Raw genomic sequence first — 14,514 nt, forward strand, 5'->3', positions numbered from 1 at the left:
TGCCCGGCATCCATTTGGAGACGAAGTCATGCAGAGCGTCCGGCCGGATAACGCCGCCGATCCGATTCCGTTGCGCCAGCCGCAGCAGGGCATCGGCACGATCATGATCCGGTTCATCGGCACATGGCAGCCGCGACGATCGTGATGGTGCTGATCTGGAATCGTTAGACTGAAGCTTGGAAGATGTGTGACGCAGCCTGCCGACAGGTCACATTGAAAAGCGCAAATGCACGCTACCTGCGCTCCCTCGAGCGCCGGCAGTTACAGACGGTCAATCAGCGATCGATGCTCGCGGTGGTCTCGAAGGAATAATTGCCGTCGGCGAAGCCCTTCACGACCAGTCCGGTGGCCAGCATCACCACAACCGTTACCGTCGCGAAGATAATGCCGACGAGTTTCAGCGCGCTGCGATCTGCCATGGTATCCCCAGTCATTCTTGCCAGATGTCCGTGCCCTCAAACCATAAGGCAGGGACAAAGGTTCAGAATGCGTTAGCAAAAAATGAGTTCCACGCAACGCACAACTGCGTCGGCGGCAGAAGTCATCTGCTAACCATGGCGTCCGGGCAACATCAGAGGCATGCGGGCAACATCAGGAACCGGGATTCCGCCGCGGCACGAAAGCGGTGGCGAGGAACGAGAACACCACCTCATTGCGCTGATTGACGCCGATGTTGCGGGCCTGGAGGATGCCCCATTCGGGCCGCTTCTCGGACGTGCGCTTGGTCTCGACCTGGTTGGTGAAGCTGATGGTATCGCCCGCCAGCACCGGGCGGATCCAACGCAGTTCGCGGAAGCCCGGCGAGGGCCCCCAGACCGCGACCTGTTCGCCGCGCGCGGCGGCTTCCGCGGCGAGCCGCTTGCCGTCGGCGACGAGCAGCTTCATGCAGACGCTGGCGACATGCCAGCCCGATGCGGCGAGCCCGCCGAACAGCGACTTGCGCCCCTCCTCCTCGTCGAGATGGAAGCGCTGCGGATCGAACTGTGCGGCAAAGCGCTTGATGTCCTCAGGCGTGAAGGTGAAGGAGCCGAACTCGCGCCGTGCGCCGATCTCGATATCTTCAAAAAAGCGCATGACCTCTCCTATGCGCTCGCAGCGTCGCGGCGGCTGATCATGATCGGCGCCTCCATCTCGCACAGCATCTCGCCGCGCGCGTTGCGGATCGTGCTCTTGAAGGTGACGATGCCCGTCTCGGGACGGCTCTTCGAGACGCGCGCTTCGACGACATCGACATCCAGCGTCAAATCGTCGCCCGGACGCAGCGGCGCCACCCAGCGCATCTCGTTGACCCCGGGTGCGCCCAGCGAGGCGGTGCGGCCGATGAAGCCATCGAACAGCATCCGCATCATCAGCGAGCCGAGATGCCAGCCCGAGCCCGACAGGCCGCGGAGCATGGATTTCTTCGCCGCCTCCTCGTCGAGATGCATCGGCTGCGGGTCGAATTCGGCGGCAAAGGCGAGGATTTCCTCGCGTGAAACATGGCGCGGGCCGAACGTGCCGAAGCGGCCGGGCTTGAAGTCTTCGAAGGTCAGCGTGGTCATTGGGTGAGGATATGCCGGAGGGAAGCCCGATTGTGGCCGTTATTTGCAGCAATCACAACCGGCCCACTCGCATAGCTCGCCCTGGACCGCCGGCGCCCGGTCCGGGGCTCGCCTTTGGCGAGACCGATTGGGGTTCTGCGGTATCGATCCCTCTGGTCGCGGAGGCGCTTTGGCGTCGTCCCAAACCATTGGCCCGGCGAAAAGCCTCGTCCCGATGGACGCCTGCGGCGCAGGCTTCCGCGACGAAGTGATCGCGCCGGCGGTGACGCAGTAGGATGAAAGCGACGCGAATCATATTTCGGCTGGCCGGGAGAACCATGATGTTCGATTTCCAGGATCTGTTTCAGTGGGACCGCTTCATCACGCCCACGATCATCAAGACGTTCTACTGGCTGGTGATCGCGGTGATCGTGCTGTTCGGGATCTCCGGCATCCTGTGGAGCCTCACCGCGATGGCGATCAGCCCGTTCGTCGGCTTCATCCAGCTGCTCGCGTCGATCGCCAGCGTCTTCGTCGGCATCGTATTCTCGCGCATCGCCGCCGAGTTCATCCTGATCGTGTTCCGGATCAACGAGCATCTCGGCGCGATCCGCGACCGGGACGGAGCAATGCGCTGAGGAGAACGGCACCCAGCCGAACGCGGTCCGCCCATGTCGTGGTTAATCCGAAGTAGCACCCGCGCGCAAATGCCCGCGAAATTCCGACCGGGATCTTAAATCCGCTCGCGTATCAGCCTCTGCATTGCCAAGACCAACGCGGGGGCGTCGTGAATTCGAGGAATGGCTTTGTTGCCGTGAGGCCGGGTGCCGAGCCGGGCTTTACGACCGAGGATATTTTATGGGCTGTCGGCATCTGGTCGGTGATCCTGACCCTGGTGCCGGTGATCGCATTCTATCTGCTGATGGTGGCTTGAAGCCAACCATCGCGTCATTGCGAGGGTCAGCCAGGCAATCTGCGATTGCCTGGTCGCTTCAGCAAAAAACGCGCGAGTGCCGCGCGTTCTTTCCATTTCGAACGTAGGCGGCGTTGTTACGCCGCTTGCTTGTGCATCGTACCGGACGCCGACGCCGTGCCGCGGATCGCCTTGATCGAGCGCTCGATCGCGGCCCATAGCCGATTGATCTCGGCGGCGGCGCGGCCTTCCGCATAATATTCGCGGGCGCCTTCACCCTGGCCGAGCGCCATCAGAAGATCGGCGCGGTTGGTGATCTGGCCGCTCCACACCGGCGCGCGGAATTTCGCCAGCGCCTCGCGCGCGATCGCGACGATGCGGCTTTCGGCGCCGTCACGCTGCGCGGGCGCGCCGTTGATCACGACGGCATAGGGCTTGCGCATCGAGCGGCAGGTCTGGATGGTTTCCTGCACGGCGTTGACGTCGAACACGCCGGGCCGCGCCGGAATGATCACCATCGTGGCGTTCTTGATGGAGTCGTCGACCACGGCCGAGAGGTTCGGCGGCGTGTCGATGAACACCCACTCGATGCCGTCACGCTTGGCCTGGGCAATGATCCCGCTGACTGAGTTCACCGCCGTCTTGATCGCCGGCTCGTTGGTGCCGCGCAGCTTGTGCCAGAGAGTCAGCGAGCCCTGCGGATCGGCGTCGATCAGCAGACAGGGCTTCGTTGCCTTGTGCACTTGCGCGGCGAGGTGAGCAGCCAGGGTACTTTTTCCCGAGCCCCCCTTACGCGAAGCGAAAACAATCACGTTCATACGTTGGCCTCCAGATTGACCCCAGGAGGCGAAAATGAATCAGCACGCTGATTCGCGAAAGAAAAAATTTCTTGCAATCCGCAAAGTGGCCAAGATTACCGGCGCGTTTTGCTTTTTGAGTCACACCGAACTTATGACGCAACCGCAAATGGAAGTGCTAAGCGTTTGATTTGACTCAGTGCCTAGCGTTTTCCGGCGGCTTTCGCGCGCTCGCGCTCGATCCATTTGCGCTCGATCCAGCCGAGCAATTGCGCGGTGGGCTTCTGCAGAAACGGAATGTCCTGCGCGAACAAAAGGAGTCCGAGCGGCAGCATCCAGAGCCCAAGCACCGGCAGGAAGCTGAAGATGCCGCCGATGATCAGGAGGATCGCGAGCGGAATCCGCACATAGCGCGACGACGGCTTGCGCAGCCACGCGACGAAGCGCGCCGGCTTTTCCGGCAGCTTGGCTTCGAACCAGGCGAAGTGCCGATCGATCTCTTGCTTGTAGTATTCGCTCACGTGTCCCACTCATTCCATCCGTTCCACGGCGGAACAGATTTGGCAAACCACACAAGTCCCACAGATGATGCTGCGTGACAGCGTCACAAGGCGTCAGTCTGTCGCGCATGACAGGCTTGAAATCGCGGCCGGACGATCTAGCGCGCATTTTCGTGCGAAGCGCACGATTGCGCGACGACACGCGTCAAGCTGGTGACTCCTCGCCTGCGCGCGATGCGAGTGAGGTCAGTGGGCCGGCTTCTTCGCCTTGTGCGATTTGGAGACCTTCCGCTTCGCAGGCCGCCGCTCCACGCGCTCGCTCGCCTCGTGCGGCTCCGGACCCGCGCGGAAGAACACGCGGCAGGCCGGCGAGAGCTGCGCCTTGTTCCTGATCATGCAGGCCGTGATGCGATCGACGTCGGGAATCTCGGGGCTGCAGAGCCTGAACGCGTCAGGCGTACAGGCCTGCTGCTGATCCGGCGTGTAGGCCTCGCTTCGGCCCGGCAGCAGCAGCGCCGCCAAGGCGATGCTTGAAATCAACGCAAACGAAAAACTCCTTGAACCGGCGGTCCCCATGCATCCCCCCAAAGGTGTCACCAGGCGTCGTTAAGGCGTCTTGTCGGTCAGTTTGGGTGACAGGGCAGAGAAGTGCAAGCGGACGCGATGACACGCCGGGCGATAAGGGCGAACGACCTTGCGATGGTCTGATGTTGCGATGTCGCGCTGAGTGATCTTGCGGATGGTACAGTTGGGTGGGCTCGAACCACCGACCTCCTGTTCCACAGACAGGCGCTCTAACCAACTGAGCTACAACTGCATCCTGACGCGCGGCCCGCTCAAGCGGGGCGGCGATTTCGGGCGGAAACTAGGTGCAACGCCGCGCTTTGGCAAGGCCGTAACGCGCCGATTTCCGCTGTTATGTCGGGCCGCTTGACGCGCCCTTGGTCAGCAAAAAGGCCCGGACCGCTACGGCCTCGGGCCTTTCGCTGGTCTCAAAACGGCAGCGATCAGGCGGCCGGCTTGTAGAACTTCGAGGCGCCCGCCTTGATCGGTTCGGCGGCCTCGCTGGCGACCTTCTGGCCGAGCTCGGCCAGTTCCTTGGCCTGCGCGGTGTAGGTCTCGAACTGCTTGCGGGCGTGCGACGTCCAGAGCTCGACCGCTTCGGTCGGCGACTTCACGCTGAACAGCTCCTGGGCGAAGTCGAGCGAGGAGGTGGTATTGGCCTTGAAGAATTCGACCAGCTTGGCCGAATACGCGCTGGCGCCCTTGCTCACCGAGGTGAACACGGCCTCGACCGTCGAGTTGTGGGTCTCGGCAGCGTCCTTGAACTTGGCGTAGCTGTCGCGGGCCTGCAGAACGCCCTTCTCGGCGAACGCACGCATCTGCTCGGGAACTTCAAACGGAATGATCGAGGCGGAGAACGGATCGGACGGGTTGGTCATACGTGTAATCCTTCGCAACGGGTGAGTAGATGTGACCATTGCGGACGTCCCGGAGCCCATCAGGCCGGGAGCGCTGAAATGGATCACGCTGCCTTGATTCACGGGAGTGCCCTTCGTCGGGCGCGCCTAATAAACACCCATATCATGTCAATTTTGTGCAACGCAATGTAAGATCGCGTGCAACGCCATATTTTTTACATGGCGGAATATAAGGTTACCGCGGCCGACCGAGGCTGAACGCGCCGGGTCGACCGCGGTCAAAGCGCCTCGATCAGTTCTTCGGCTTGACCGCGTCCATCGCGGCGCGGCTGACGGCCTGGCCCATTTCGCTGGCCTGCTCGGCGAGCGAGCGCATCTGGCCCTGCACATATTCGCTGTGCAGCCGCATGACGTCGCTGAGGTCCTTGGCTTTGAGCAGCGCCTCGGCGTAGTCCAGCGACGACTGCACGTTCTTTTCGGCATAGGACAGCGCCTTGGCGGAAAGGTCCTTGGCGCCGGCGCGCATCGTGGCGTTGCGCTCCTCGATCTTGCCGGCGGTGTCCTTGGCATTGATCACGAATTGCTCGAACGCCTTGCGCGCCTGATCGAAGCTCGCCTCCGCCATCGACCGCATATCCTTGGGAATCTCGAACTTGGGGATCTCGAAATGGTCACGCCCGTTATCGCTCATGGTCGCTCTCCCTCGCTTGCTGATCGGCCCGCCGCTTGGCCCTGCGGGCCCAGGGCAAGATAGACGGCAGAATATAGCGTGGCACTGCAATCGCAGGTGTGACGCGGCGCCGCCTGGTTCCGCATCGCGCGGCTCGCAGCAACCTCTGTCTGCCCCACAACGCCGAACGGCTGTGGATCGTTCAGCCAGGTTAACGTTATCCCGGCTTTGGCGGGGGCAGTTTCGTTGCGGACATGGACCTGCCGCCCCCCAGTTGCGATACTAACCTTCTGTTAAGGCTGTCGTCCTGCGGCTGCCGGGCCTTCGGCTGAGCTTAAGGAAGAAAGCCAAACCCATGCGGTCAAATCTTGCGTGATGAGTGACGCGGAATTCCAGATCCAGGCGCTCGGCGATGTCAGGCTGGCGGATCATGCGACGGGCGCCCTGCCGGCATGGCTGTGGGCGGCCGACGGCGCGCGGATTCTCTGGGCCAATCCGGTCGGCGCGCAGGTATTCGGTGCCGCAAACGGCGCCGAACTGGCAAAGCGCGGCTTCGGTCCGGCCGATCCACATCGTCGTCAGGTCGCGCGGCTCGGCCACAGCCTGAATGCCAATGGCGCAGTCCGGCTGGAGCGGCTGCGCGGCTTCGGCGCGGCGCCCGGCATGCTCGCGACCTGCGGCTGCGCCCGGATCGACCTGCCGGACGGCAGCCACGGCATCCTGATGACCGCGCTCAACGCGACCGGCCGCGGCATGCCGCTCGCGGAACGCCTGCTGCGGCTGCTGCAGGGCTTGCCCCGTCCGGCCGCCGCCTTCACCAGCGACGGGCTGTTGGTCGCAACCAATGAGGCGGCGCGGGCGCTGCCCGGCCTGCACGACCTCACCGAAGCCGGTCTCGATGCCGCGCGCGGCGAGGCGCTGGCGCAGGGCCGCGCAGCGGCGGGCGTTGCGATCGGCCGCGTCGTGCTGCAGCGGATCGGCCGCGGCGCCGATCGCGCGCTGGTCGCGCTGATCAAGCCGGCGCCGCATCTCGCCGCAAGGCCGGCGGCGCCGATCGCGCCTGAGCCGGTCGTACCTGGGCCGGTCGCGCCGGCAGCGTCCGAAGCCCCCGTATCCCCAACAGTGACGCCGCCAGAGGCCGCGGCAACCGAACTGCCGCCAGCACCGGTCGCCGTCGACCAACAAGCCGCGCATCACGAAGCCCCTGCGTCGGCAAGCGAAGCGCCGGCCACCTTCACGCTGTTCGATGCGCTCGATCCGACGCCGGAAGAAGCGGCCGCGCCGATCATCAGCGCGACTGAACCCGACTCTGCGGATTCATCTCCCGCGCCTGTCGAAGCGGCGCCCATCGAGACCGCGGCATTCGATACCACGCCCGACGCAACTGCCGCGGTCGAGGAGCCGCTGTCGGAAGCGCTGATCGAGGCACCTATGGAAGCGCGGGTCGAAGAGCCTGCAGACGTCGCTCCATCTTTCGCGTCAGCAGAACAGGCGCACGCAGAGACTGCGCTTCTCGACACCACGCCCGACGAAGCTCCCGCCGTCGAGGAGCCGCTGTCGGAAGCGCTGATCGACGTGCCCGCCGAGGCGCGGGTCGAACAGCCTGAGCCGGAGCCCGCGCCTGATCTAGAAGAGACGGCAAACGCGCCGGAAACATCAGGGCCGCCGGCCGATCCCGCCCCCTCGCCTTATGCGGTCGCTGAGACGCCTGCGCCTGCCGCCGAACCGGAGCCCGCGACATTGGCGCCGGTGCCACTGCCATCCTGGCTCGACGAGCCGTTGCCGGTGCGGCGGCATCCGCTGCGTTTCATGTGGCAGATGGACCACGAGGCGCGCTTCTCGCTCGGCTCCGATGAATTCACCCGCCTGATCGGCCTGCACACCGCGGCGGGCTTCGGCCGGCTGTGGAGCGATATCGCCGAGAGTTTTGGCCTCGATCCCGAGGGCCGCGTGATGCAGGCGTTCGCCAGCCATGACACCTGGAGCGGCATCACGTTGCACTGGCCGGTCGACGGCGGCGGCCGGCTCCCGGTCGAACTGTCCGGGCTGCCGGTGTTCGATCGTGCCCGGAATTTCGCCGGCTATCGCGGCTTTGGTGTGTGTCGCGACCTCGACGGGCTTGCGCGACTCGCCGCATTGCGCCGCTATGAGTTCTTCAGCGGCTGGGTCGCGCCGAAGTCGCTGTCGGCCGATGTCGCGCCGGCGCCACGCAGCGATGCGCCGCCCGGGCCCGCCGCGCCGCCGGACCATCCTCCGCCGCACGCCGAGCCGCCGCCCGACACGACCGCGATAGCACCACCCGAGGAATTGACCGAGCCGACAGCAGCAGAGACTTCACACCGAGCCGATCCGGATCACGCCGTGGAAACGCACGAGGAAACGCACGAAGTGCGTCACGACCCGCCACCGAATGTGGTGCCGTTCCGTCCCGCCGGCGACACCCGGCCGCCGTCGCTGACGCCGGTCGAGAACAACGCCTTCAACGAGCTCGCCCGCCAATTGTCGGCGCGGCTCGAGAACGAGGCCGGCCTCGCCGCGACCACGAACGACAGCGTGCCGGCCGAGCCGGTCGCCGAAGCGCAGCCCGCCAGCGAACCGCCGCAGGAAGCAGCGGCGGCACCGCAGGAGACGGTCGCGCAGCTGGAGCCGCCGGCGGAAACGCCAAAGGCCAGCTGGCTCGCTGCGGCGGAGCCGGCGCCGCGCGCCGACTCCCGGCGCGACCGCGCGCTGCTCGATCTGTTGCCGGTCGGCGTCCTGATCTACCGCCTCGACCGCCTGCTCTATGCCAACCACGCCTTCCTCGCACGCATGGGCCATGACAGCCTGCACGCGCTGGAAGCCGCCGGCGGCCTCGACGCGCTCTATGTCGAGCCCGGCGTCGCGCAGGCGAGCAGCACGTCGGGCACCGGCACGCCGGTGACGATCTCGGCGAACCAGAGCACCGAGCACGGCGCGCAGTCGGTGTCCGCCGAGGCGCGGCTGCACACCATCACCTGGGACGACGATTCCGCGCTGGCGCTGATCTTCTCGCGCACGCTGGACGAGGATGCCGCGATCGCCGCCGCGCTCTCCGAACCCGAGCCGGAGCCTGCGGCCGCCGCCGAGCCGCCGCGTGCGCCGGCCGAGCCGCAGGCCGGCCACGCCGACGCCGAGGAACTCGGCGCGATCCTCGACACCGCGGCCGAAGGCATCATCATGTTCGATGCCGAGGGCAACATCCATTCCTGCAACCGCAGCGCCGAGGCGCTGTTCGGCTATGACGGCGACGAGTTCGTCACCCGCAAGCTCGCCGACCTGTTCGCGCCGGAAAGCCAGCACGGCATCTTCGACTATCTCTCGAGCCTGAAATCGGCCGGCGTCGCCAGCCTGCTCGACCATGGCCGCGAGACGCTCGGCCGCGTCCGCCAGGGCGGCATCATCCCGCTGTCGGTGACGATGGGCCGCACCCGCGCCGACGGGCCGAACTTCTTCGCGGTGTTCCGCGATCTGTCGCAGACCAGGAAGAGCGAGGGCGAATTGCGCGAGGCACGGCGGCTCGCCGAACGCGCCGCCAACGCCAAGTCCGACATGCTGGCGCGGATCAGCCACGAGCTGCGCACGCCGCTCAACGCCATCATCGGCTTCGCCGAGGTCATGATCGGCGAGCGCTTCGGTGCACTCGGCAACGAGCGCTATGTCGAATACATGAAGGACATCCGCGCCTCCGGCGAGCGGGTGATCGCGATCGTCAACGATTTGCTCGACCTCTCGCGGATCGAGACCGGCAAGCTCGATCTCGCCTTCGCCAGCCAGAACCTCAACGAGATGGTGGAGAGCTGCGTCGCGGTGATGCAGCCGCAGGCCAACCGCGAACGCATCATCATCCGCACCTCGCTCGCGCACACGCTGCCGCCTGTCGTCGCCGACGCCCGCGCGCTGCGCCAGATCACGCTGAACCTGATCGGCAACTCGATCCATCTCGCCAACGCCGGCGGCCAGGTGATCGTCTCGACCGCGCTGTCGGACTTCGGCGAGGTGATGCTGCGCGTGCGCGACACCGGGCAGAGCCTCAACGACAACGAGGTCGCCGCGGCGCTCGAGCCGTTCCGCGCGCCGACGCCATCGGATCAGGCCGGCTCCGGCGGCGTCAGCCTGTCGCTGACCAAGGCGCTGGTCGAAGCCAATCGCGCCAAATTCCAGATCAGGACCGGCGGCCGCACCGGCACGCTGATCGAGGTGACTTTCGTCCACGCCGCAGCAAGGGCGTAAGCGGGACTTGAAGGATGCGCGTTCAAGCGTAAGGGACGCACCGGCGGAGGGGCTCCCTTCCCCCTCGCGGGGGAGGGTTGGGGAGAGGGGTACCACACGACGTGCTCTCTCCATTTGCAGAACGGCGCGGCCGAGACTGTGAGACTGACACTCATCGCAAAAATCTCGCCCGGGGCCACCCCTCTCCCCGTCCTCTCCCGCAGGGGGAGAGGGAGCCTGACAGGCGTGCTAACCTCACTTGCCTGAGCGGCGCACAACCGCGCAAAATTCAACTCGCTTCGAAATTCGCGCTCCACCGCCGCGCCGGCAGGACCAACTACTCGCCGGACACTGCGAAAATCTGTCGCGTCGGATCCGCGCAGCGCGGCATAGATCTTGCTGCGATTCGGCTTGTTTGAATTCATTGCCGTGCGGCCCCGCCCGTTTTCCGGGCATTCGGATTTTCACCGATGCGCTGTCTTGTCGTCGCCGACCTGCATTACTCGTTGCCGCAGTTCGACTGGCTGCTGGCGGCGGCACCGCAATTCGATCTCGTGATCTTCGCCGGCGATGCGCTCAACCTCGGGTCGGCGGTCGATTTCCGCGCCCAGATCGTCGTCGTCACGAAATACCTGTCGCGGCTCGCCGATCTCACGCGGGTGATCTTCTGCTCGGGCAATCACGACCTCGATGAGCGCAACCCGGAGGGCGAGAAGATCGCGCGCTGGGTCGCGGGCATCAGGGAATTCGGCGTCGCCTGCGACGGCGACAACCTGACCATCGGCGACACGCTGTTCACGGTGTGCCCGTGGTGGGACGGCCCGCTGGTCAAGGCGCGGATCGACGAGCAGCTTCGCGCCGCAGCCGCGATGCCGCATAAGCGTTGGGTCTGGGTCCATCACGCCCCGCCGGCGGATTCGCCGACCAGTTGGGGCGGCAAGCGCTTCTTCGGCGACGCCGAGCTGCTCGGCTGGATCGGGCGCCACCATCCGGCGATGGTGATCTCGGGCCATGTGCATCAGTCGCCGTTCATCCAGAGCGGCTCGTGGTTCGACCGGATCGGAGGGACCTGGGTGTTCAACACCGGCCTGCAGCCCGGCCGGCCCCCGGTCTACATCGTGCTCGATCTCGCGCAGGACAAGGCATTCTGGCTCGCCGCCGGCGATGCGCAGATGATCGATCTCAAAGCGCCGCTGTCGCGGCCGGCAGCGCCTGTGCGCGATGCGCCGGACTGGCTCATATCCTTGGATCGGATTGCCGATCCGAGCCTGGCGCGACCTGCATCGGCGGCAGGTTGATCATGCTCTGCAGCACCTCACCGACCATCGCCAGATGGGTGCCGTGATCGGCATATTGGTGCATCAGGTCGGCGAGATAGGTCGTGGCGACATGAAGCCGTTGCGCCAGCAGTTGCGCGATCAGCAGCGCCACCGCCGGCTGCTGGCGCAGGAACGACGCCGCATCGTCGAACTCGTACAGGACGCAATCGGAGGCCGTGCGCACCTTGGCGCTGTGCGCCCGGTCGAGCAGCACACTCATCTCGCCGAACACCGCGCCGGGCTCGTCGATCACGGCGACCAGACTGTCCCCCTTGACGACTTCCACCTTGCCCTCGAGCAGCACGAACAGGTGCCCGGTCTTGCCGCCCTCCTCGATGAAATCCGTGCCGGCCGGCAAGCTGCGCCTGCGACCGCCGGTGCAGTGATCAAGGATCGCTCGCATGTTTCATCTCCGTCTCCGGTCAGACTAGGCAGAGATGCTGTCGCGTCAAACGGCATTAGCTGGGCGTTCTGCCCAAATTGTCGGCACGCCGGCAATGGTGCGGGTCGCGTCACTCCCACATCTCCGGTGTGACACGCCCGGCGAAGCCGCAGTCGGTGACACGCTCCTGTGGATTGCGATCGACGATCAGCCGCAGCAGGTCGGGGCGCGAATAATGGCCGCCGATATCGCACAGCGCCTTGGCGGCGAGCACGGCCTCCCGCGATCCGTCAGCGACCAGGATGGTCTCGCCCTGCGCCGGACCTGCGATGACCTCGCCGCGCGGATCGATGATGACGCTGTCACCGCTGTACTCGATCGTCGAGAGGTCGCGGTAGCGCTCCGGCGTCGCTTCGTGCGAGCGCATGCCGCCGACGGCGATGACGTAGCAGCCCGCCTGCGAGGCGAACGCGCGCGACAGCAACAACTGCCGCGGCCAGAGCGGCGTCGGCGACGGTGGCGCCACCGCAGGCTCCCGCCCCGGCCACGCCGCGACGTGGATCTGCGTTCCCTGTGCGGCCAGCGCGTAGCCGGGCAGCATGGTGTTGTGCTCCCAGCAATTGAGGCCGCTGATCCGGCCATAAGGCCGCTCATGCACGCGCAGCCCCGCCGCGTCGCCATCGGCCCACACCGAGCGTTCGTTGAAGGTCGGCTTCAGCTTGCGATGGCGGCCGAGCAGCCGTCCCTCGCGGCCGATGAACAGCAGCGTGCAGTAGACCGTGCCCTTGGTCACGGCATCACGTTCGGCGACGCCGATCACGACATCCAGTCCGGCGGCCTCGGCGGCGGCACAGAGCCGGTCGGTCGCGGGCGAGGGAACCTCGACCGCGTTGTCGAGATATTCGGCCATCGCGCGAAACGTGCTCGGCCCGGTCGGCGCGTGACAGAAGAAGGGATAGCCGGGCAGCCAGGTCTCGCCGAAGGCGGCGATCGTCGCTCCCATGGCGCCGGCCTCGCCGATCAGGCGGCAGGCCTTCTCCACCGAGGCGTCGCGATCGAATGGCACCGCTGCGGCCTGGACCGCCGCGAGCCTGAAATGCGTGTCGGATGTCATGGCTTTGCCCGCGTCAGTCGACGCCCTTGCGGGCAGCGTCGAGCGCGCCCGCAAGCAACTCCAGCGCCTTGACGCGCCGCCGTCGCGCCAGACGCGCCTCGCCGACCTTGCGCTCGTGCTCGCCGGCGATGAAGGCCTGGATGTCCGGCAACGGACGAATGACGCCACGGCTGCCCCACTGGCCGTCGGGGATCTCGGTCGGAAACACCCAGACCTGCGGCGCCACGTCCTCGAACGAACCGCCGGCGGCGCGCACCACCGCATCGGTGACGTCCTTCACCAGCGCCGCGCGCGACGCTTCGGTGTACTGGCCTTCCGGCACGGTCGGGACAATCCGGTAACGCGGCGACGGCGATGGCTGGCCCGCGACATAAACGGCGGCCGGCCGATGCAGGAAGACAACGGTGACGCCTTGCGCAACCTTGTTCGCCGGATCGAACCCCTCGTGACCGATCAGGATATCGCCGAGCTCCTTGATGAGCCGCGCCTCCGCTTCCGGCTTCAGGGCTCCTTCGGGAATTGTCACGTCGATCATCGGCATTGAGAGACCTCCTGTTGTTGACAGCACGAGGTCTATGCGCGGCGTGCTCCCGACAGCAGTGGCAGTATCGCCATTATCAGTGCAAATTCGGACACGGCGTGCTCAGCTCGCGGCGGCCCTGCGCACGAACCGGCGCTGGTATTCGCGTGGCGAGAGTCCGGTTTCGCGCTTGAACAGGCGACGGAAGGTCGAAAGATCGTCGTAGCCGACGCGCGCGCTGACCGCGTCGAGCTTCAGCCGCGTGGTTTCGATCAGGCGCTTGGCCACATCGACACGCAACGCTTGCAGATATTGCAGGGGCGCCTCGCCGACCGCCAGCTTGAAGCGGCGGTTCAGGGTGCGCTCGCTGACCGCAAGATCGCGGGCCAGCCTGGCCAGACTGAAGCCCTGTTGCAGCGACTTCTCCATCATGCTCTGCGCCCGCGCCACCAGCGCATCGGAGTGCTGCGTGTCGCGCGCGCGGCTGGCATAGGGCGCCTGCGAGACGCGATTGCTGTCGATCAGCATCAGCTTGCCGGTCTCGGCGGCCACGTCGGCACCGGCGAATTTCTCGACCAGCCGAAGCGCGAGATTGAGCGAGGTGGTCACCGCGCCCGAGCAGACAATGCGGTTCTGCTCGGTGAGGATCTCGGCGACGCGCAGATCCACCGCCGGATATCGCATCGCGAATGTCCGCCCCTTGGCCCAGTGGGTGGTCGCAACCCTGCCGTCGAGCAGGCCGGCCTCGGCGAGGATGAAGCTGCCGGTGCAATAGGACGCAAGCAGGGTGCCGCGCTCATGCTGCCGCCGCAGCGCCGCGAGCAGCGGCGCGACGGTATCGAGCCGCGCGAAGAAGCGCTCGATATCGCCGACGAACGGTCCCGGGATCACCACGGCGTCTGCCGAAGACCGCGCGCCGATCGGTCCATCGACGCCGATGACCTGGCCAGACGCCGTCTGGACCGGCCGGCCACTCAAGGACTCGACGCGCCACCGCAGCTGTGCCGGCTTGACGCTGTGACGCCGCGGCCGCCGCGCCATCACCGAATTGGCGGCGGTGAACACGTCGACGATGCCCGCCACGCCCGAAGCGAGGATGCCGTCATAGACCCAGATCCGGATGAGTGGCAT

The 14,514-nt window shown here is 66.0% G+C and carries 17 protein-coding genes and 1 tRNA gene; 5 read left to right on the plus strand and 13 right to left on the minus strand.

Annotated elements, in window-relative coordinates; genetic code table 11:
* Nucleotides 1–275: 275 nt before the first annotated feature.
* The 3 genes from E2I15_RS38830 to E2I15_RS22040 all read right to left on the minus strand — a co-directional run bounded on the left by E2I15_RS38830 (nucleotide 276) and on the right by E2I15_RS22040 (nucleotide 1,541).
* Complete coding sequence (locus E2I15_RS38830; RefSeq protein ID WP_167350177.1) at nucleotides 276–419, minus strand: hypothetical protein; 144 nt, start codon at nucleotides 417–419, stop codon at nucleotides 276–278.
* 172 nt (nucleotides 420–591) lie between these two features.
* Nucleotides 592–1,074: a MaoC family dehydratase gene (locus E2I15_RS22035; RefSeq protein WP_016841368.1), complete on the minus strand. Its 483-nt coding sequence runs from the start codon at nucleotides 1,072–1,074 to the stop codon at nucleotides 592–594.
* A gap of 8 nt (nucleotides 1,075–1,082) precedes the next feature.
* Nucleotides 1,083–1,541, minus strand: a complete 459-nt coding sequence (locus E2I15_RS22040) for a MaoC family dehydratase (protein ID WP_028340591.1) — start codon at nucleotides 1,539–1,541, stop codon at nucleotides 1,083–1,085.
* Between the two features lie 320 nt (nucleotides 1,542–1,861).
* On the opposite strand from E2I15_RS22040, the gene E2I15_RS22045 reads away from it, so the two are divergent.
* Both E2I15_RS22045 and E2I15_RS38835 read left to right on the plus strand, forming a co-directional pair.
* Entirely contained in the window at nucleotides 1,862–2,158 is a 297-nt protein-coding gene (locus E2I15_RS22045) for a DUF4282 domain-containing protein (RefSeq protein ID WP_026193358.1), read from the plus strand.
* A gap of 149 nt (nucleotides 2,159–2,307) precedes the next feature.
* Nucleotides 2,308–2,454 carry a hypothetical protein gene (locus tag E2I15_RS38835; protein ID WP_016841361.1) on the plus strand — a complete coding sequence of 49 codons (147 nt, stop codon included), beginning with the start codon at nucleotides 2,308–2,310 and terminating at the stop codon, nucleotides 2,452–2,454.
* Nucleotides 2,455–2,570: 116 nt separating this feature from the next.
* Here the strand turns inward: E2I15_RS38835 and E2I15_RS22050 are convergent, their stop codons facing one another.
* Complete coding sequence (locus E2I15_RS22050; protein ID WP_028336032.1) at nucleotides 2,571–3,251, minus strand: AAA family ATPase; 681 nt, start codon at nucleotides 3,249–3,251, stop codon at nucleotides 2,571–2,573.
* A gap of 34 nt (nucleotides 3,252–3,285) precedes the next feature.
* Here E2I15_RS22050 and E2I15_RS39570 point away from each other — a divergent pair, with 34 nt between their 5' ends.
* Nucleotides 3,286–3,420 (plus strand): hypothetical protein, encoded by a 135-nt coding sequence (locus tag E2I15_RS39570; protein ID WP_276486511.1) that lies wholly within the window; start codon nucleotides 3,286–3,288, stop codon nucleotides 3,418–3,420.
* A 13-nt stretch (nucleotides 3,421–3,433) separates the two neighbouring features.
* Here the strand turns inward: E2I15_RS39570 and E2I15_RS22055 are convergent, their stop codons facing one another.
* The 5 genes from E2I15_RS22055 to E2I15_RS22075 form a co-directional block, all read right to left on the minus strand.
* Nucleotides 3,434–3,760 (minus strand): hypothetical protein, encoded by a 327-nt coding sequence (locus tag E2I15_RS22055; protein WP_137478998.1) that lies wholly within the window; start codon nucleotides 3,758–3,760, stop codon nucleotides 3,434–3,436.
* A 216-nt stretch (nucleotides 3,761–3,976) separates the two neighbouring features.
* On the minus strand, nucleotides 3,977–4,270 hold the full coding sequence (locus E2I15_RS22060; protein WP_422109840.1) for a hypothetical protein: 294 nt from the start codon (nucleotides 4,268–4,270) through the stop codon (nucleotides 3,977–3,979).
* Between the two features lie 200 nt (nucleotides 4,271–4,470).
* Nucleotides 4,471–4,547 (minus strand) — tRNA-His (locus tag E2I15_RS22065).
* Nucleotides 4,548–4,737: 190 nt separating this feature from the next.
* The gene (locus E2I15_RS22070) at nucleotides 4,738–5,172 is read right to left on the minus strand and encodes a phasin (protein WP_137478997.1); all 435 of its coding nucleotides are present in this window, start codon (nucleotides 5,170–5,172) and stop codon (nucleotides 4,738–4,740) included.
* A 271-nt stretch (nucleotides 5,173–5,443) separates the two neighbouring features.
* Nucleotides 5,444–5,842 carry a phasin family protein gene (locus E2I15_RS22075; protein ID WP_137478996.1) on the minus strand — a complete coding sequence of 133 codons (399 nt, stop codon included), beginning with the start codon at nucleotides 5,840–5,842 and terminating at the stop codon, nucleotides 5,444–5,446.
* 354 nt (nucleotides 5,843–6,196) lie between these two features.
* Between E2I15_RS22075 and E2I15_RS22080 the strand changes: the two genes are divergently transcribed.
* Both E2I15_RS22080 and E2I15_RS22085 read left to right on the plus strand, forming a co-directional pair.
* On the plus strand, nucleotides 6,197–10,069 hold the full coding sequence (locus E2I15_RS22080; RefSeq protein WP_137478995.1) for a sensor histidine kinase: 3,873 nt from the start codon (nucleotides 6,197–6,199) through the stop codon (nucleotides 10,067–10,069).
* Nucleotides 10,070–10,518: 449 nt separating this feature from the next.
* Entirely contained in the window at nucleotides 10,519–11,346 is an 828-nt protein-coding gene (locus E2I15_RS22085) for a metallophosphoesterase family protein (RefSeq protein WP_137478994.1), read from the plus strand.
* On the opposite strand, the gene E2I15_RS22090 is transcribed toward E2I15_RS22085, so the two are convergent.
* The 4 genes from E2I15_RS22090 to E2I15_RS22105 all read right to left on the minus strand — a co-directional run bounded on the left by E2I15_RS22090 (nucleotide 11,285) and on the right by E2I15_RS22105 (nucleotide 14,514).
* Entirely contained in the window at nucleotides 11,285–11,770 is a 486-nt protein-coding gene (locus E2I15_RS22090) for a Crp/Fnr family transcriptional regulator (RefSeq protein ID WP_016842321.1), read from the minus strand. The two genes, E2I15_RS22085 and E2I15_RS22090, sit on opposite strands and share 62 nt — an antisense overlap.
* A gap of 109 nt (nucleotides 11,771–11,879) precedes the next feature.
* Entirely contained in the window at nucleotides 11,880–12,863 is a 984-nt protein-coding gene (locus E2I15_RS22095; protein WP_137478993.1) for a carbon-nitrogen hydrolase family protein, read from the minus strand.
* A gap of 13 nt (nucleotides 12,864–12,876) precedes the next feature.
* Complete coding sequence (locus E2I15_RS22100; RefSeq protein ID WP_137478992.1) at nucleotides 12,877–13,404, minus strand: tautomerase family protein; 528 nt, start codon at nucleotides 13,402–13,404, stop codon at nucleotides 12,877–12,879.
* Nucleotides 13,405–13,506: 102 nt separating this feature from the next.
* Nucleotides 13,507–14,514 (minus strand): GlxA family transcriptional regulator, encoded by a 1,008-nt coding sequence (locus E2I15_RS22105; protein WP_137478991.1) that lies wholly within the window; start codon nucleotides 14,512–14,514, stop codon nucleotides 13,507–13,509.

The organism is Bradyrhizobium sp. BR2003, assembly GCF_009720285.1.
In the GTDB taxonomy this organism is placed as follows: Bacteria; Pseudomonadota; Alphaproteobacteria; order Rhizobiales; family Xanthobacteraceae; genus Bradyrhizobium; species Bradyrhizobium elkanii.

Bases quoted from the DNA above. Each gene is read 5' to 3' on its own strand.
- E2I15_RS38830 (WP_167350177.1), bottom strand. From the start codon at position 419: ATGGCAGATCGCAGCGCGCTGAAACTCGTCGGCATTATCTTCGCGACG.
- E2I15_RS22035 (WP_016841368.1), bottom strand. From the start codon at position 1,074: ATGCGCTTTTTTGAAGATATCGAGATCGGCGCACGGCGCGAGTTCGGC.
- E2I15_RS22040 (WP_028340591.1), bottom strand. From the start codon at position 1,541: ATGACCACGCTGACCTTCGAAGACTTCAAGCCCGGCCGCTTCGGCACG.
- E2I15_RS22045 (WP_026193358.1), top strand. From the start codon at position 1,862: ATGTTCGATTTCCAGGATCTGTTTCAGTGGGACCGCTTCATCACGCCC.
- E2I15_RS22050 (WP_028336032.1), bottom strand. From the start codon at position 3,251: ATGAACGTGATTGTTTTCGCTTCGCGTAAGGGGGGCTCGGGAAAAAGT.
- E2I15_RS39570 (WP_276486511.1), top strand. From the start codon at position 3,286: ATGAATCAGCACGCTGATTCGCGAAAGAAAAAATTTCTTGCAATCCGC.
- E2I15_RS22070 (WP_137478997.1), bottom strand. From the start codon at position 5,172: ATGACCAACCCGTCCGATCCGTTCTCCGCCTCGATCATTCCGTTTGAA.
- E2I15_RS22075 (WP_137478996.1), bottom strand. From the start codon at position 5,842: ATGAGCGATAACGGGCGTGACCATTTCGAGATCCCCAAGTTCGAGATT.
- E2I15_RS22080 (WP_137478995.1), top strand. From the start codon at position 6,197: ATGAGTGACGCGGAATTCCAGATCCAGGCGCTCGGCGATGTCAGGCTG.
- E2I15_RS22085 (WP_137478994.1), top strand. From the start codon at position 10,519: ATGCGCTGTCTTGTCGTCGCCGACCTGCATTACTCGTTGCCGCAGTTC.
- E2I15_RS22090 (WP_016842321.1), bottom strand. From the start codon at position 11,770: ATGCGAGCGATCCTTGATCACTGCACCGGCGGTCGCAGGCGCAGCTTG.
- E2I15_RS22095 (WP_137478993.1), bottom strand. From the start codon at position 12,863: ATGACATCCGACACGCATTTCAGGCTCGCGGCGGTCCAGGCCGCAGCG.
- E2I15_RS22100 (WP_137478992.1), bottom strand. From the start codon at position 13,404: ATGCCGATGATCGACGTGACAATTCCCGAAGGAGCCCTGAAGCCGGAA.
- E2I15_RS22105 (WP_137478991.1), bottom strand. From the start codon at position 14,514: ATGCCACTCATCCGGATCTGGGTCTATGACGGCATCCTCGCTTCGGGC.